Origin of the sequence: Geodermatophilus aquaeductus, from assembly GCF_900182545.1 — a bacterium.
Classification (GTDB): Bacteria; Actinomycetota; Actinomycetes; order Mycobacteriales; family Geodermatophilaceae; genus Geodermatophilus; species Geodermatophilus aquaeductus.
Window position 1 is genome coordinate 240,215 of the sequence record NZ_FXTJ01000001.1, and the last position, 15,108, is coordinate 255,322.

General features: G+C 73.9%; 13 protein-coding genes and 3 tRNA genes. 6 read left to right on the forward strand and 10 right to left on the reverse strand.

Translation table 11 applies throughout. The annotated features are described in order from the left end of the window. Positions 1-198: 198 nt before the first annotated feature. Positions 199-1,434, forward strand: a complete 1,236-nt coding sequence (locus FN207_RS01180; RefSeq protein ID WP_142456554.1) for a pyridoxal phosphate-dependent aminotransferase — start codon at positions 199-201, stop codon at positions 1,432-1,434. Here the strand turns inward: FN207_RS01180 and FN207_RS01185 are convergent. The 7 genes from FN207_RS01185 to FN207_RS01215 form a co-directional block, all read right to left on the reverse strand. Further along, the gene (locus tag FN207_RS01185) at positions 1,431-2,894 is read right to left on the reverse strand and encodes a M1 family aminopeptidase (protein WP_142456555.1); all 1,464 of its coding nucleotides are present in this window, start codon (positions 2,892-2,894) and stop codon (positions 1,431-1,433) included. The two genes, FN207_RS01180 and FN207_RS01185, sit on opposite strands and share 4 nt — an antisense overlap. After that, the gene (locus FN207_RS01190) at positions 2,891-3,319 is read right to left on the reverse strand and encodes a MaoC family dehydratase (protein WP_142456556.1); all 429 of its coding nucleotides are present in this window, start codon (positions 3,317-3,319) and stop codon (positions 2,891-2,893) included. Before FN207_RS01190 ends, FN207_RS01185 begins: the two co-directional genes overlap by 4 nt. Then, positions 3,316-3,762 (reverse strand): FAS1-like dehydratase domain-containing protein, encoded by a 447-nt coding sequence (locus FN207_RS01195; protein WP_142456557.1) that lies wholly within the window; start codon positions 3,760-3,762, stop codon positions 3,316-3,318. The genes FN207_RS01190 and FN207_RS01195 overlap by 4 nt, the downstream gene beginning before the upstream one ends. Before the next feature lie 32 nt (positions 3,763-3,794). After that, entirely contained in the window at positions 3,795-3,959 is a 165-nt protein-coding gene (gene rpmG, locus FN207_RS01200) for a 50S ribosomal protein L33 (RefSeq protein ID WP_110005290.1), read from the reverse strand. Between the two features lie 100 nt (positions 3,960-4,059). After that, positions 4,060-4,133 (reverse strand) — tRNA-Met (locus tag FN207_RS01205). A gap of 44 nt (positions 4,134-4,177) precedes the next feature. Further along, positions 4,178-4,250: transfer RNA gene (locus tag FN207_RS01210), tRNA-Thr, on the reverse strand. Between the two features lie 65 nt (positions 4,251-4,315). Then, a complete protein-coding gene (locus FN207_RS01215) occupies positions 4,316-6,868 on the reverse strand; it encodes a putative bifunctional diguanylate cyclase/phosphodiesterase (protein ID WP_246065660.1) in 2,553 nt (850 codons plus the stop codon). 550 nt (positions 6,869-7,418) lie between these two features. On the opposite strand from FN207_RS01215, the gene FN207_RS01220 reads away from it, so the two are divergent. Next, positions 7,419-7,853 carry a pilus assembly protein TadG-related protein gene (locus tag FN207_RS01220; protein ID WP_246065661.1) on the forward strand — a complete coding sequence of 145 codons (435 nt, stop codon included), beginning with the start codon at positions 7,419-7,421 and terminating at the stop codon, positions 7,851-7,853. An 83-nt stretch (positions 7,854-7,936) separates the two neighbouring features. Here FN207_RS01220 and FN207_RS01225 read toward each other — a convergent pair. Beyond that, positions 7,937-8,018 (reverse strand) — tRNA-Tyr (locus FN207_RS01225). 91 nt (positions 8,019-8,109) lie between these two features. On the opposite strand from FN207_RS01225, the gene FN207_RS01230 reads away from it, so the two are divergent. Both FN207_RS01230 and FN207_RS01235 read left to right on the forward strand, forming a co-directional pair. Then, positions 8,110-8,601 (forward strand): YajQ family cyclic di-GMP-binding protein, encoded by a 492-nt coding sequence (locus FN207_RS01230; RefSeq protein ID WP_110905752.1) that lies wholly within the window; start codon positions 8,110-8,112, stop codon positions 8,599-8,601. Between the two features lie 94 nt (positions 8,602-8,695). After that, positions 8,696-9,397, forward strand: coding sequence for a DNA alkylation repair protein (locus tag FN207_RS01235; RefSeq protein WP_246065662.1), 702 nt, complete (start codon positions 8,696-8,698; stop codon positions 9,395-9,397). A 100-nt stretch (positions 9,398-9,497) separates the two neighbouring features. Here FN207_RS01235 and FN207_RS01240 read toward each other — a convergent pair whose 3' ends face one another. Continuing rightward, positions 9,498-10,355, reverse strand: a complete 858-nt coding sequence (locus tag FN207_RS01240; protein ID WP_246065664.1) for a M48 family metalloprotease — start codon at positions 10,353-10,355, stop codon at positions 9,498-9,500. 224 nt (positions 10,356-10,579) lie between these two features. Here FN207_RS01240 and FN207_RS01245 point away from each other — a divergent pair, with 224 nt between their 5' ends. Continuing rightward, a complete protein-coding gene (locus tag FN207_RS01245) occupies positions 10,580-12,514 on the forward strand; it encodes a 2-oxoacid:acceptor oxidoreductase subunit alpha (protein WP_142456560.1) in 1,935 nt (644 codons plus the stop codon). Beyond that, entirely contained in the window at positions 12,511-13,623 is a 1,113-nt protein-coding gene (locus FN207_RS01250) for a 2-oxoacid:ferredoxin oxidoreductase subunit beta (RefSeq protein ID WP_185938096.1), read from the forward strand. The genes FN207_RS01245 and FN207_RS01250 overlap by 4 nt, the downstream gene beginning before the upstream one ends. Before the next feature lie 49 nt (positions 13,624-13,672). Here the strand turns inward: FN207_RS01250 and pdxR are convergent, their stop codons facing one another. Further along, positions 13,673-15,040 (reverse strand): MocR-like pyridoxine biosynthesis transcription factor PdxR, encoded by a 1,368-nt coding sequence (gene pdxR / locus FN207_RS01255; protein WP_142457184.1) that lies wholly within the window; start codon positions 15,038-15,040, stop codon positions 13,673-13,675. Between the last annotated feature and the right edge of the window lie 68 nt (positions 15,041-15,108).

Sequence of the window (15,108 nt, forward strand, 5' to 3'; positions counted from 1 at the left end):
GGAGGTTCCGGGGCACGCCGGTGGCGGGGGTCGATCGCCCCAGGGTTGCCAGTGTACGGGACCGCCGGACCCGTCCGTGACCGCGCTCCCGGCTTGCCACTCCTCCGGGCGGGAGCTGCGGTGCCCACCGGCGGTCCGGCCGACGACGACGCCGGAACTGGCGGGCCCGTCCGCGGCGTCCTCCGGCAGGATGGGCGCATGACCGCCGTCTCCCCGTCGGAGCCCGCTGCCCTCTCCCCCGCCCAGCGCCGCGTCTCGCGGCGCATCGGGTCGATCGCCGAGTCCGCGACGCTCGCGGTCGACGCGAAGGCCAAGGCGCTCAAGGCCGCGGGCAAGCCGGTCATCGGCTTCGGCGCCGGCGAACCGGACTTCCCGACGCCGGACTACGTCGTCGAGGCGGCCGTCGTCGCCTGCCGCCAGCCGGCCATGCACCGCTACACCCCGGCCGGCGGGCTGCCGGTGCTCAAGGAGGCGATCGTCGCCAAGACCGCCCGCGACTCGGGCCTGGCGCTGACCCCCGCTCAGGTGCTGGTCACCAACGGCGGCAAGCAGGCCGTGTACGAGGCCTTCGCCACGATGCTCGACCCGGGCGACGAGGTCCTGGTGCCCGCGCCCTACTGGACCACCTACCCCGAGGCGATCCGGCTGGCCGGTGGCGTACCAGTGCCCGTGGTCGCCGACGAGGACAGCGACTACCTCGTCTCCGTCGAGCAGCTCGAGGCGGCCCGCACCGAGCGGACCAAGGTGCTGCTGTTCGTGTCGCCGTCCAACCCGACCGGCGCGGTGTACCCGCCCGAGCAGGTCGAGGCCATTGGGCGGTGGGCCCTGGAGGCGGGTCTGTGGGTGCTCACCGACGAGATCTACGAGCACCTGACCTACGGCGGGGCGACCGCGCCGTCGATGCCGGTGGTGGTGCCCGAGCTCGTCGACCGCTGCGTCGTCGTCAACGGGGTGGCCAAGACCTACGCGATGACCGGCTGGCGGGTCGGCTGGATCGCGGGGCCCGCCGACCTCGTCAAGGCCGCCACCAACCTGCAGTCGCACGCGACGTCGAACGTCGCCAACGTGTCCCAGGCCGCCGCGGTGGCCGCGCTGACCGGCGACCTGTCGGCGGTGGACGAGATGCGCACGGCGTTCGACCGGCGCCGCAAGACGATCGTGTCGATGCTGCGCGAGATCCCCGGCGTCACCTGCCCGGAGCCGCAGGGCGCGTTCTACGTCTACCCGTCGGTCAAGGGCCTGCTCGGCCGGCCGATCAACGGGCGCACCGCGTCCACCAGCGCCGAGCTCGCCGAGCTGCTGCTGGAGGAGGCGGAGGTCGCCGTCGTCCCCGGTGAGGCGTTCGGGACGCCGGGCTACGTGCGGATGTCCTACGCCCTCGGCGACGACGACCTGGTGGAGGGCGTCAGCCGGCTGCAGCGTCTGCTCGGCTAGCCGGGCAGGTCGTCGGAGTCGAGGGCACCGGCCGCCACCAGGACCTCGGTGGCGGCCGGGAGGTCGGCCAGCGCCGCCGCCAGGTCCGCCGGTGTGGCGATCGACCAGGCGTTGACCTGCACGTAGCAGCGCAGCGCCGCGTCGAACGGCGCGGGGCCGGCGGCCTGCCGGGCGGCGAGGAGCGCGGCGCCGCCCTTCTCGTAGACGGCCTGGAAGTACTCGTCGGTGCCCGGGAACTCGTCCATCGCCGCGCCGACGTCGCCGGGTGCGGCCAGGACCTGGTCGAGGGCCTCCTGCGGGACCTCGCCGTCGACGCGCTCGGCGTAGGTCGCGAACGCCTCGTCCAGCCACGGGTCGCGGAACTGCGAGTCGCCGACCATCCCGTAGAACCACATGTGCGCGACCTCGTGCTCGAGGACGGACCTGTCGGCGCCGGCGAGCAGGATCGAGCTCGGGTACTCGATGCCGCCGCCGGCGTCGGGCAGCAGCGGCACGGTGAGCGTGCCGTAGGGGAAGGCGCCGAACCGGTCGGCGAGCTCCGTGACGTCCTCGCTGGCCCAGTCGGCGAGTTCACCGGGTCCGGTGTCGGCCCCGGGCAGCACCCCGGTGGTGATCTCGATCCCGCCGGGCGAGGTGAGGGTGGCGGTGCGGAACTCCCCGGCGGCCACGCTGACGTCGCGGGCCACCGGCTCGCGCGAGGTCCAGGTGCGCCGGCCGTCGTCGGGGTCGGAGGGATCGTCCTGCGCGCCGGTCATCAGGACGGTGAGCTCCTCGGGTGCCGAGACGCTGATCGTGGTGTCGGCGACCGGGCTGCTCGCGGTCTCGCCGAGGATGCCGACGAAGGGGTCGCGCGCCCAGCCGACGCCGGGCTCCCACGCCAGCAGCGGGAAGCCGCTGGCCCACCAGGACACGTCGTCGGCGGTGCCGAGCCGCTCGAAGCCGCTGCCGCCGAGGGAGACGGTGAAGTCCAGCTCGACCTCGGTGGACTCGCCCGCCCGGAGCTCGCCGTCGAGTTGCAGGACGTAGAGCCCGCCCGGGCCGTCCGCGCCGGCCTCCTCGTAGCCGCCCTGGTCGACGTCGTCGCCGCGGACGTCGTCGACGGTGATCCGGTTGCCCAGCTCGGTGGCGCCGGGGCTGTTGGGCACCAGCCGGAACACCATCTCGTCGGTGTCCACGTCGGGCGTGAAGACGACGGTCTCGGTGCCGGTCACGGTCCGCAGGTCGTCGGAGAGCCGGAAGTCCAGGTCGACGACGGGCCGGTCGGGGTCGGGCTCGGCACGCTCGGCCGGGCAGGCCCGGTCGTCGTCGCCGCCCCCGTCGCCGTCGTCCTCCGGGGGTGCGGACGAGGGGGTGGCCGACGGGGTGTCGTCCGCGGCCAGCGTCTCGGTGAAGGAGGTGCCGCACCCGGCCAGCAGGAGCAGCGCCGCGGCGGCGGCCGGGAGGGTCCGCCGCGCGGTCATGCCAGTGCGACGGTGGCGCGGGCGAGCGACAGGACCTTCTCGCCGCCGCTGGTGACCGTGAGGTCGACCCGCACGCGGCCGCCGTCGAGGACGGCGCCGACCTTCCCGCGGACGGTCACCTCCGCGCCGGTGTCGTCGTCGGGGACGACGACCGGGCGGCCGAAGCGCACCTGGTACTCGACGACGGCGCCGGGGTCGCCGGCCCAGTCGGTGACGGTCCGGGCGGCCAGGCCCATCGTGAGCATCCCGTGGGCGATGACGCCGGGCAGGCCCACGGAGGTGGCCACCCGGTCGCTCCAGTGGATGGGGTTGAGGTCGCCGGAGGCGCCGGCGTAGCGGACGAGGTCCGCGCGCGTGACGCGGTGGGTCTGCTCGGGCAGCTCGGTGCCGACGGCGACGTCGGCGGCCCGCAGGCGGGCGCTCACGCCGTCCCCCGGGCCACGAGCATCGAGGTGGCGGTGCAGACGGCCGAGCCGTCCTCGGTGGCGACGTCGACCCGCGTCGTGAGCAGGTCGTTGCCGCCGATGCTGCGGACCGTCTCGATGGTGGTCGTGCTCACCAGCCGGTCACCGGCGCGGATGGGCCGGTGGTGGGTGAAGCGCTGCTCGCCGTGGACCACGCGGCTGTAGTCGAGGGCGACGTCGGGATCGGCGAGCACGACGTCGGCCGCGCCGAGGGTCACCACGATCGCGAAGGTGGGCGGCGCGAGGACGTCGGGGTGACCCAGCGCCCGCGCGGCCTCGGGGTCGGTGTGCACCGGGTCGGCCGCACCGACCGCAGTGGCGAACTCGACGATCTTCTCCCGCCCGACCTCGTAGACGGCGGAGGGCGGGTAGCTGCGCCCGACCAGTCCTGCGTCCAGCGCCACTCCCGCCCTCCCTCGCTCCGTGCGGACCGGCGTCAGCGGGTCTCGCGGTGGACCGTGTGCTTGCGGTCGCGGGGGCAGTACTTCTTGATCTCGAGCCGGTCGGGGTCGTTGCGCCGGTTCTTGCGCGTGATGTAGTTCCGGCTCTTGCACTCCTGGCAGGCCAGGGTGATCTTCGGACGGACGTCGGTGGCTGCCATGGAGGCTCCTCGCCTTGTCGGGCCGGCCAGGTGGCCGGGAGACCGTGGCGGCGGGTGCCGACACGGCGACGGACCCCGGTCGCCCGGGGTCCGTCTGGAGTAGCGGTGACCGGACTTGAACCGGTGACACAGCGATTATGAGCCGCTTGCTCTACCAGGCTGAGCTACACCGCCGGATGACCGCACGGCCCGGTCTCGCGACTGGACCGGCTGGTCGGAGCCCCTTTACGGAATCGAACCGTAGACCTTCTCCTTACCATGGAGACGCTCTGCCGACTGAGCTAAAGGGGCGTGCTCGAAGAGCCGTCGAGAACTATACCCGACCTCCTCCGGCCCCCTCAGCGGGGGGTCCTCCCTCAGGCGCGGACGAACAGCCGGCGGTGCTGGGCGCCCGGAGCGGCCGAGCGGACGCCGGTGCGCGCGAGGATCCACTTCTCCAGCACCTCGTCGGCGAGCGGCCGGCTGACCAGGAAGCCCTGGAGCTTGTCGCAGCCCATCTCGGTGAGCAGCTTGCGGGTCAGCTCGTCCTCCACGCCCTCGGCCACGACGCGCAGACCGAGGTTGTGCGCCAGCTCGATGATCGAGCGGGCGATGAAGGACTCGCCCTGGCTGGTGGACATCCCCAGCACGAAGGACTTGTCGATCTTGACCTCGTCGATCGGCAACTGGCGCAGCTGCGACAGCGACGAGTAACCGGTGCCGAAGTCGTCCATCGACAGCCGCAGACCCAGGGCGTGCAGGTCGGTCAGGACGTTGCTGGAGCGCACGGAGTCGTCGACGACGCTGCCCTCGGTGAGCTCGAGGATGAGCAGCTCCCCGGGGACGCCGTGGCGGCGCAGCGCCCGCTGCACGCGCTCGACGAGGTCCGGCTCGGCCAGGCAGCGCGCCGAGAGGTTCACCGCGACCGACAGGGCGATGTCCTGGTCCAGCCACCGCCGGCAGCGTGCCAGCGCCAGGTCGAGCACGTGGTCGGTCAGCGGGCCGATGCGACCGATCTGCTCGGCGAGGTGGATGAAGTCGTCCGGCGGGATCGCCCCGAAGCGCGGGTGCGCCCAGCGGACGAGGGTCTCCACCGACACCATGTCAGAGGTCCGCGCGTCGATGATCGGCTGGAAGACGACGCTGATGTGGCCGTCGGCCATGGCCTGCTCGAGCTCGGTGCCCAGCTGCAGGCGCCGCAGGCTCTGCTGGTCGAGCACCTGGTGGTAGCTCGCGACGCCGCCGCTCTCCGAGGCGGCCGCCAGCAGTGCGACGTCGGCCCGCTGCATGAGCGTGCCCGAGTCGGTGCCGTGGACCGGTGCGGCGGCCACGCCGACGGTGAGCGTGACCTCCAGGTCCAGGCCGGCCACGCGGGCGCGGGTGGACGTGGCCTCACGCAGGCGGCGGGCGGCGCGGTCGGTGGCGGGCAGCGACAGCCCCGGGAGCAGGACGGCGAACTGCTCGCCCTCCATGCGGGCGACGAGGGCGTCCGGCGGCGCGTGCTCGCGCAGCAGGCCGGCCGTGACGAGGAGCAGCTCGTCGGCGGCGGCGTGCCCGAGGGTGTCGACGATCTCGGTGTGGTTGTCCAGCGCCGCGAGCACCAGGCCGGCGCGCGCGCCGACCGGGTCGGCTCCGAGCAGCTGGTCGATCTCGGCGGCCAGCCGCTGCCGGTTGGGCAGCCCGGTGAGCCGGTCGTGGTCGGCGTCGTAGCGGATCTGGGTCAGCAGCTGCTGCTGGCGGATGGCCGCGTTGACGTGCGTGAGCATCGAGTCCAGCGCGGAGCGGTCGCTGCCGGCGAAGGAGACGACGTCGCTGCGCCGGTCGCACACCTCCAGGTAGCCGGGCTCGCCGGCCGCCGTCGCCACCGGGGCCCCGAGGACCTCCTCGGCACCGCGGCGGGCCAGGGCGGCGGCCTCGGCCGGCGTCGCCCGCCCGGCGGCCACCAGGACCGGCTCGGACGAGCCGGGCCTCAGCACCCGCTGGCGCAGGACGTCCTCGGGGTCGGCCGGGCCGTCGTACCAGCTGACGCCGCCGTCACCGGCCACCACCAGCCGCGGCGGCTCGTCGAGGTAGGGCGGCAGCCACAGCGCGACCTTGTCGGCGTTGAGCAGTTCCTTGACCGCCTGGACGATCTGCAGCGGACCGTCGGTGTCCGGGCGGATCTGCTCGACCTGCCGGGCGAACTCGTAGACCTGCTGCACCGTGCGGCGCTCCCGCAGGGCGGAGGCGGAGAGGCGGAAGACCGCGACCATCGCCGCGAGGACCGGGAGGACGAGCAGCCACGCCCACGGGTTGGCGCGCGCGAGCAGGACCGCGCTGACCCCGGCGGCGACGCTGAGCGGCCCGACGACGAACTGGGGCACCAGGGCGCCGATCCAGAAGCGCCGGTCCAGCCGGCCGTCGGTCAGCGTGATGATGACGCCGACGATGACCGCCGAGATCACGTCGGCGACGGTGATGGCCACGACCAGCGCGGCCCAGGTCAGCGGCGAGTCGGCGTCGGACGCGGGGAACAGCTGCAGGACCGCGACGGTGATGGCCACCTCGAGGACGGCCAGCGCGACGTTGAAGACGGTCTTGAGGGAGGCGTAGTGCTGCCGGAGCAGGACGACGAGGACGGCGGCGCCACGGGCGAGCGCGGTCCACAGTCCGCCGACCTCGAGCAGGCCGATGACGACGACCAGCTCGATCGGCGTGACGGTGAACGTCTGACGCCGCACCTCGAGGTCGAGCTTGACCGACTCGGTGACCAGGAAGGCGACGAACACGGCCAGGACGGTCACGAGCGAGGCCGACGCCCACGCCGACGGGAGGACGAGCGCGCTGGTGACCACGGCCACGAGCGCGGTGGCCGACACCGGGAGCCACACCTGCTGCAGGCGCGCTCCGGGGCGGTCGGCGAGCGCAGCCGAGGACTCGGACTGCTCCACGACGGGAGCCTGGGGCTCGGCCAACGGGACCCTGTCTGTTCGGTGGGCGTACGTCGGCAGAGGCTAACAGCGGGAAACCCGGAGCTGAGAGCGATCTCACCCCTCGGAGGCAGCCGCGCGGACGGGCGGCCGCCTCCGTTCACTGCAGGGCGGAGGTCAGCTCCAGCGGTTGCCACGGCTCCAGCGGTTACCGCGGCTCCAGCGGTTGCCACGGCTCCAGCGGTTGCCACGGGCGGACGGGGTCGCGGACATGGTGGTGCTCATGACGCCTCCTCAGGCATGAATGGACAGCTCTCGTAGCTGCGGCTGTCACCCAGGCGCGGGGGCAGAGCGTCGTTCGTGTACGGACCGCGCCCGGAACCCTCTTGCCCTCACCCGGGCGAGGCAAGCACGCAGGATCACGATGGGGTGACGACCCGTCATGTCCTCACACAGCGTGGCGTTTGATCAGCTCGACGTCACCGGCACGGGTGACAACTGGGACGGATGGGGTCGACCGATCCTGTGGACGCCGGTCCGCGACCACCGGCAACTCCCTACGCTGCGCGCCGTGCGAGGAGCGGACGTGGGGGTGCGGGAGCGCGGCTCGGCGTTGCCGTTCGTCCTCCTCTGCTGGCTGGTCGCGGCGACCATGGCCCTCGGCGCCGTCGCGGCGTCCGACGCCTTCCTGGAGCAGCAGGACCTGCAGGCGGTGTGCGACGGCGCAGCCCTGGCCGCGGCCAACCGGACCGACGAGGGGCGGGTGTACGCCGCCGGCGTGGGCGCGAGCCTGCCGCTGACCACCGAGACCGCCCGGGCCGCCGTCGCCGACCACCTCGCCGACGGCGCGACGGCCCTGGACGCCTGGAGCGCGGAGACCGACGGCGCGGAGGTGACGGTCCGCTGCTCGCGGTCGGTGGAGATCGCCTTCGGCTGGCTGTTCCTCGGCGGCCGGCCCCTGGAGGTCGACGCCGTCGCCGGGGCACGGGCACCCACGCTGGGCTGACACCCGGCGTCAGCTCGAGGGCGTCGGCACCCCGGACGCAGAGCGGCCCCCGACCTGCCGGTCGGGGGCCGCTGCCGTGGGTGTGGCGGGTGAAGGATTCGAACCTTCGTAGGCTAAGCCGACGGATTTACAGTCCGCTCCCATTGGCCACTCGGGCAACCCGCCGTGGTGCCACGGGGAGAAGGGTACAAGACGGGCCGGCGACGGCCCGACGGGTCCCGCCGCGGGTCACCCCCGCGCGGGAGGAGGAGCAGACATGGCCGACTCGTCCTTCGACGTCGTGAGCAAGGTCGACCGACAGGAGATCGACAACGCGCTGAACCAGGCGGGCAAGGAGCTCTCGCAGCGCTTCGACTTCCGCGGGACCAACGCCAGCATCACCTGGGCCGGCGAGAACGGCGTCCTCCTGCAGGCCGACACCGAGGAGCGGGTCACCGCCGCCCTCGACGTCTTCAAGGACAAGCTGATCAAGCGCGGGATCTCGCTCAAGGCCCTCGACGCCGACGAGCCGCAGGCCTCGGGGAAGGCCTACAAGCTCTCGGCGCGGATCAAGCAGGGCATCGAGTCCGAGGTGGCCAAGAAGATCGCGAAGATCATCCGCGACGAGGGCCCCAAGGGCGTCCAGGCGCAGATCCAGGGCGACCAGCTGCGGGTGAGCGGCAAGAAGCGCGACGACCTGCAGGCCGTCCAGCAGCTGCTGCGCGCCCAGGACCTCGACGTCGCCCTGCAGTTCGACAACTACCGCTGACCCGACGCACGTCCGCCCGTTTGGCTCGGTCCGCAGGGAGTCCGCAGGAGCGCGGGCCGCGTCCGCAGCCTCCCCTGTCTGCGAACCTGCGCCGGTGACCTCACGTGGAGCACAGGAGGCCGAGGGGGCCTCGACGCCACTGGCCGAGGTGATGGCCGAGCTGGCCGCGCTCGAGGACCCGCGCGTGCGCGCGGTGAACGAGCGCCACGGTGACGACCACGGGATCAACCTGGGCAGGCTGCGTGCGGTCGCCAAGCGGCTGAAGGTCCAGCACGACCTCGCGCGGCAGCTCTGGGCCACGGGCGACACCGCGGCGAGGCTGCTGGCGATCCTCGTCTGCCGCCCGAAGCTGTTCGGGCGCGACGAGCTCGACGTCATGCTGCGCGAGGCGCGCGCACCGAAGGTGCACGACTGGCTCGTGAACTACGTCGTGAAGAAGAACCCGCACGCCGAGGCGCTCCGCGCGGCCTGGTCCGCCGACCCCGATCCCGTCATCGCCAGTGCCGGCTGGGCGCTGACCACCGAACGCGTGGCGAAGCAGCCCGAGATCCTCGACCTCGACGCGCTGCTCGACGTCATCGAGGCGGAGATGAGGGACGCTCCGGACCGGCTGCAGTGGGCGATGAACCACTGCCTGGCGCAGATCGGCATCGAGCGCGCCGAGCACCGTGCCCGCGCCATCGAGATCGGCGAGCGCCTCGAGGTGCTCAAGGACCACCCCACACCGCCCGACTGCACGTCTCCGTTCGCGCCCGTCTGGATCAACGAGAGGGTGCGCCGCCGGCAGACGGTCTGACCGCGTGCGACCCAGGCGTTCCGGCTCCTCGCGCTGGGTCGGACAGTGGTCGGCCGACGGGGTGACCGGGTCGGCGCACCAGCGCAGCGCCATCTGTCCGTCAGTCGGCGCGGGGCTCCGCCACCATGCGCTCCAGACGGGCGATCCGCTCGGCCACGGGCGGGTGCGTGGCGAACAGCGCGGCGAGCCCGGTGGCACGCACCGGCGGGGCGATCATGAGGTGGCCGAGGGCCACCAGCCGGCCCTCCGGGGGCAGCGGTCGCGCGGCGGCGCCCGCGGAGATCCGCCGCAGCGCGCCGGCGAGGGCCTGCGGGTCGCCGCACAGCCGGGCGCCGTCGGCGTCGGCCTCGTACTCGCGGCCGCGGCTGACCGCCAGGTGGACCATCCCCGCGGCCAGGGGTCCGAGCACGACCAGCAGGAGCGTCCCGAGCACGCCGGCCCCGTCGCGGTCCTCGTCGGGCCGCCCGCCGAACAGCGTGGCGAAGGTGGCCAGCCCGGCGAGGGCGGTGACGGCGGCGGCCAGGGCGCCGGCGAGGCAGCTGACGAGGACGTCGCGGTTGCGCACGTGCGCGAGCTCGTGGGCCAGCACCGCGCGCAGCTCCCGGCGGTCGAGCAGCTCGAGCAGCCCCTGGGTGCAGCACAGCGCGGCACGGCGGGGCGAGCGGCCGCTGGCGAAGGCGTTGGGCTGGTCGGTGGGGCTCACGTAGAGGCGCGGCATCGGCTGGCGGGCCTGCGTGGCCAGCTCGCGGACCATCGCGTACAGACCGGGCGCCTGCGTCTCGGTGACCGGGAAGGCCCGCATCGCGCGCAGCGCCAGCCGGTCGGAGGCGTACCAGGCCCAGCCGTCGACGCCGAGCACGACGACGAGGGCCACGAGCAGCCCGCCGCGGCCGCCGACCACCGCACCGGCGGCGAGGGCGAGGCCGGCCACCAGGCCCAGCAGGAGCGCGGTCCGCACTCCGTTGCCCCATCGCCGCACCCTCCGAGAACGGAGCGACCGCGACCGCCGTTCCCCGGCGTCGGATGCGACGCCGGTCACGGACGGCACCGGCCCGGAAGAGGCGCCCGCCGCCGTCCGTTGACCCGGACGGTCCCCCCGTGCAGGCCCCGGTCCGTGGCCCTCGTCACGTGACCAGCCGCGACACCGCCCCGTAACCTGGGCGGTTGGAGGTAACACGCCCGATGACTGCTCTCGAACCGTCCACCACGCCCGGCAGCTCGGCCCCCGGTGGGCTCGTCAAGAGCGTCGTCGAGCTCGACCGCGTCGTCATCCGCCTGGCCGGTGACTCCGGCGACGGCATGCAGCTGACCGGTAACCGCTTCACGAGCGAGACCGCGACGTTCGGCAACGACCTGTCGACGCTGCCCAACTTCCCGGCCGAGATCCGGGCGCCGACGGGGACCCTGCCCGGCGTCAGCTCCTTCCAGCTGCACTTCGCCGACCACGACATCATGACGCCGGGCGACGCCCCGGACGTGCTGGTCGCGATGAACCCCGCCGCGCTCAAGGCCAACCTCGCCGACCTCCCCGGCGGCGGCCTGGTCATCGTCGACATCGACGAGTTCACCCCGCGCAACCTGGCCAAGGTCGGCTACGCGACCAACCCCCTCGAGGACGGCTCGCTCGAGGGCTGGCAGGTGGTCAGCGTCGGGCTGACCAGCATGACGCTGGAGGCGCTCAAGGACTCCGGGCTCGGCAAGAAGGAGGCCGAGCGGAGCAAGAACATGTTCACCCTCGGCCTGCTGAGCTGGATGTACCACCGGCCCACCGAGGGCACCGTCCGCTTCCTCGAGCGGCAGTTCCGCCGCAAGCCCGAGATCGCCGCGGCCAACATCGCGGCCTTCCGCGCCGGCTACAACTACGGCGAGACGACCGAGGCCTTCGCCGTCTCCTACGAGATCAAGCCCGCTCCGATGGCCCCGGGCCGCTACCGGAACATCTCCGGCAACCAGGCCCTCGCCCTCGGGCTGGTGGCCGCCGGGCAGCGCTCGGGCCTGCCGGTGTTCCTCGGCGCCTACCCGATCACGCCGGCGTCGGACATCCTCCACGAGCTGTCCCGGCACAAGGCCTTCGGCGTCCGGACCTTCCAGGCCGAGGACGAGATCGCCGGCATCGGCGCGGCGCTGGGTGCCTCCTTCGGCGGCGCCCTGGGCGTCACGACGACGTCGGGCCCCGGCGTCTCGCTGAAGTCCGAGGCGCTGGGCCTCGCGGTGATGACCGAGCTGCCGCTGGTCGTCGTCGACGTGCAGCGCGGTGGCCCCTCCACCGGCCTGCCGACCAAGACCGAGCAGTCGGACCTGCTGCAGGCGATGTTCGGCCGCAACGGCGAGGCCCCTCTGCCGGTCATCGCGCCCCGCTCCCCCGGCGACTGCTTCGACGCCGCACTCGAGGCGGCCCGGATCGCGCTCAAGTACCGGACGCCGGTCATGCTGCTGTCCGACGGCTACCTGGCCAACGGCGCCGAGCCGTGGGCCGTCCCGGCCGTCGACGAGCTGCCCGACCTGCGGGTGGAGTTCGCCACCGAGCCCAACGGCGCGGCCGCCGACGGGACGCCGGAGTTCCTGCCCTACCTGCGCGACCCCGAGACGCTGGCCCGCCCGTGGGCCGTCCCGGGCACCTCGGGCATGCAGCACCGCATCGGCGGGCTGGAGAAGGCCGACAAGAGCGGCAACATCTCCTACGACCCGGCCAACCACGACCTCATGACGAGGCTGCGGCAGGCCAAGGTCGACGGCATCGCGGCCGACATCCCGGCCACCGACGTCGACGACCCCACGGGGAACGCGCGGGTCGCCGTCATCGGCTGGGGGTCCACCTACGGGCCGATCGGCGCGGCGTGCCGGCAGATCCGCACCTCCGGCCGCGAGGTCGCCCAGATCCACCTGCGGCACGTCAACCCGATGCCGGCCGACCTCGGTGAGGTCCTGGCCCGCTACGACCGGGTCGTGTGCCCCGAGATGAACATGGGGCAGCTCGCGCTGCTCCTGCGCGCGAAGTACCTCGTCGACGTCCAGAGCCACACCCAGGTGCGCGGGCTGCCCTTCCGGGCCGCCGAGCTCGCCGCGGTCGTCCAGGACGTCATCGACTCCACCGCTCCGACCGGAGGCACCCAGTGACCACCTCCCCGCACGTGCACGACCTCGGCATGCCGGGGACGCCGATCGACGCGCGCATCCAGCAGGCGATCGCCGACTCGGTCGACAGCCAGGGCGAGAAGCAGACGGCCCTCAAGGCCAAGGACATGAAGACCGACCAGGAGGTGCGCTGGTGCCCCGGGTGCGGTGACTACGTCATCCTCAACGCCGTCCAGAGCTTCCTGCCCTCGCTCGGGATCGCCCGCGAGGACATGGTCATCGTCTCGGGCATCGGCTGCTCCTCGCGTTTCCCGTACTACATGAACACCTACGGGATGCACTCGATCCACGGCCGCGCCCCGGCCATCGCCACCGGCCTGGCCGCCTCGCGGCCGGACCTGTCGGTGTGGGTCGTGACCGGCGACGGCGACGCGCTGTCGATCGGCGGCAACCACCTGATCCACGCGCTGCGCCGCAACGTCAACATGACGATCCTGCTGTTCAACAACCGGATCTACGGGTTGACCAAGGGTCAGTACTCCCCCACGTCCGAGGTCGGCAAGGTCACCAAGTCCACGCCGATGGGCTCGATCGACGCGCCGTTCAACCCGGTGTCGCTGGCCATCGGCGCCGACGCCACCTTCGTGGGCCGGGCCATGGACTCCGACCGCAAGGGCCTCACCGAGGTGCTGCGGCAGGCCGCCGAGCACGAGGGCACGGCGCTGGTGGAGATCTACCAGAACTGCAACATCTTCAACGACGGCGCCTTCGACCTGCTCAAGGACCCGGCCACCGGCCCGATGTGGACGATCCCGCTGGTCCACGACGAGCCGCTGGTGTTCGGCCCGGACAGCGCCTCGTGCGTGGTCCGCGGGGAGTTCGGTGGCCTGCGGATCGCCGAGACCGACCAGGTCGACGCGAGCGAGATCGTCGTGCACGACGCGACCCGGGAGGACCCGTCCTACGCGTTCGCGCTGTCGCGGCTGTCGAGCCAGGACCTGCGCTACACGCCGATGGGCGTCTTCCGGTCGGTGCGCAAGCCCACCTACGACCGGATGATGCTCGACCAGCTCGAGGAGGCCCGCACCGAGGGCGCCGGCGACCTCGACGCACTGCTGGCCGGCAGCGACACCTGGACCGTCTCCGCCTGAGGTCCCTCCGACGGCCCCGCCCCCCACGGGAGGCGGGGCCGTCGGCGTCTCACGGCACCTCGCTCAGCACCCCGGCGAGCACCGGCAGGGCGCGGGCGAGCTCGGCGCGGGCCGGGGCGGCGAAGCCGAGCACCAGGCCGGCGGCCGGGTCGTGCGGTCCGGGGCCGGTGCGGTGCCGGTCGAGCCCGTCGACGGCGAGCCCGCTGCCGGCCGCCACGGCGACCACCGCCTGCTCGGCCGCGCGGTCGCGCAGCGGGACGAGGACGTGCGCCCCGGCGGGGTCCCCGCCCACCGCCACGCCCGCGCGGGCCAGCTCCGCCACGACCAGCTCCCGCCGCTCCGCGAGCTCCCGGCGCAGCCGCCGCAGGTGCCGGGCCAGGTCCCCCGAGGCGGCCAGCGCCGCGAGCACCCGCTGCCCCGCGCGGGCGGGCCGGTTGCCGGTGGCGGTCCGGGCGGCCACGAGGTCGGCACGCAGCTCCGGCGGTGCCACGAGCCAGCCGGTGCCCAGCGTGGGGCTGACGACCTTGCTGCTGGTGCCCAGGTGCACGACGACGTCGGGCCCGAGCGCGGCCAGCAGCGGCAGCGGCGCGACGTCGTAGCGCAGCTCGCCGTCGTAGTCGTCCTCGAGCACCCACCAGCCCTCGGCGCGCGCCCGGGCGACCAGCGCGACCCGCCGCGCCGCCGGCATCCGCCGGCCCAGCGGCCACTGGTGCGCCGGCGTGCAGTAGACCGCGACCAGCCCATCCGGGACGGCGTCGACCACCAGGCCGTCGTCGTCGACCGGGCAGGGCACCACCTCGACCCCGGCGGCGCGCAGCGCCCCGGCCGCCCGCTGGTAGCCGGGGTCCTCGACGCCGACCCGGCTGCCCGCCGGGAGCAGCCGGGCGATCTCGGCCACCGCGGCCGACGTGCCGCCGGTGGCGAGCACCGCCGACGGCTCGACCGGCAGCCCGCGGTGCCGCAGCAGGTGACCGGTGACCGCGGCCTGGAACCCCGGGTCGGCGACGGCCTCGGGCCCGGTGTCGGGGGCCAGGTCGCCGGCGGCCCGCCAGGCCCGGCGCCAGGCCGCGCGGTCGAGCACCTCCAGGCACGGCGAGCCGGCCCGCAGGTCGACCACCGACGCGAGCTGCGCCGGCACCCGCGGGCGGGGTGCGGAGGCCGCGGGACCGGCCGGGGCGGAGCCGACGACGAAGGTCCCCGCGCCCTGCCGTCCGGCCGCCCAGCCCTCGGCGACGAGCTGGTCGTAGGCGGCCGCGGTCACCGTGCGGCTGACCCGCAGCGCGGCGGCGAGCTCGCGGGTGGAGGGCAGCCGGTCCCCGGGCCGCAGGACCCCGCCCGCGGCCGCGGTGCGCAGGGCATCGGCGAGCTGCACGGCCAGGGGCCGGGCGGCGGCGCGGTCGAGGACGACCGGGGGCATGTCCACGTGGGTCCTCCGGAGGGGCAGTGGCCTGCTGGATCGGCAGCGTACTGGCCCTTCCAGGAGGC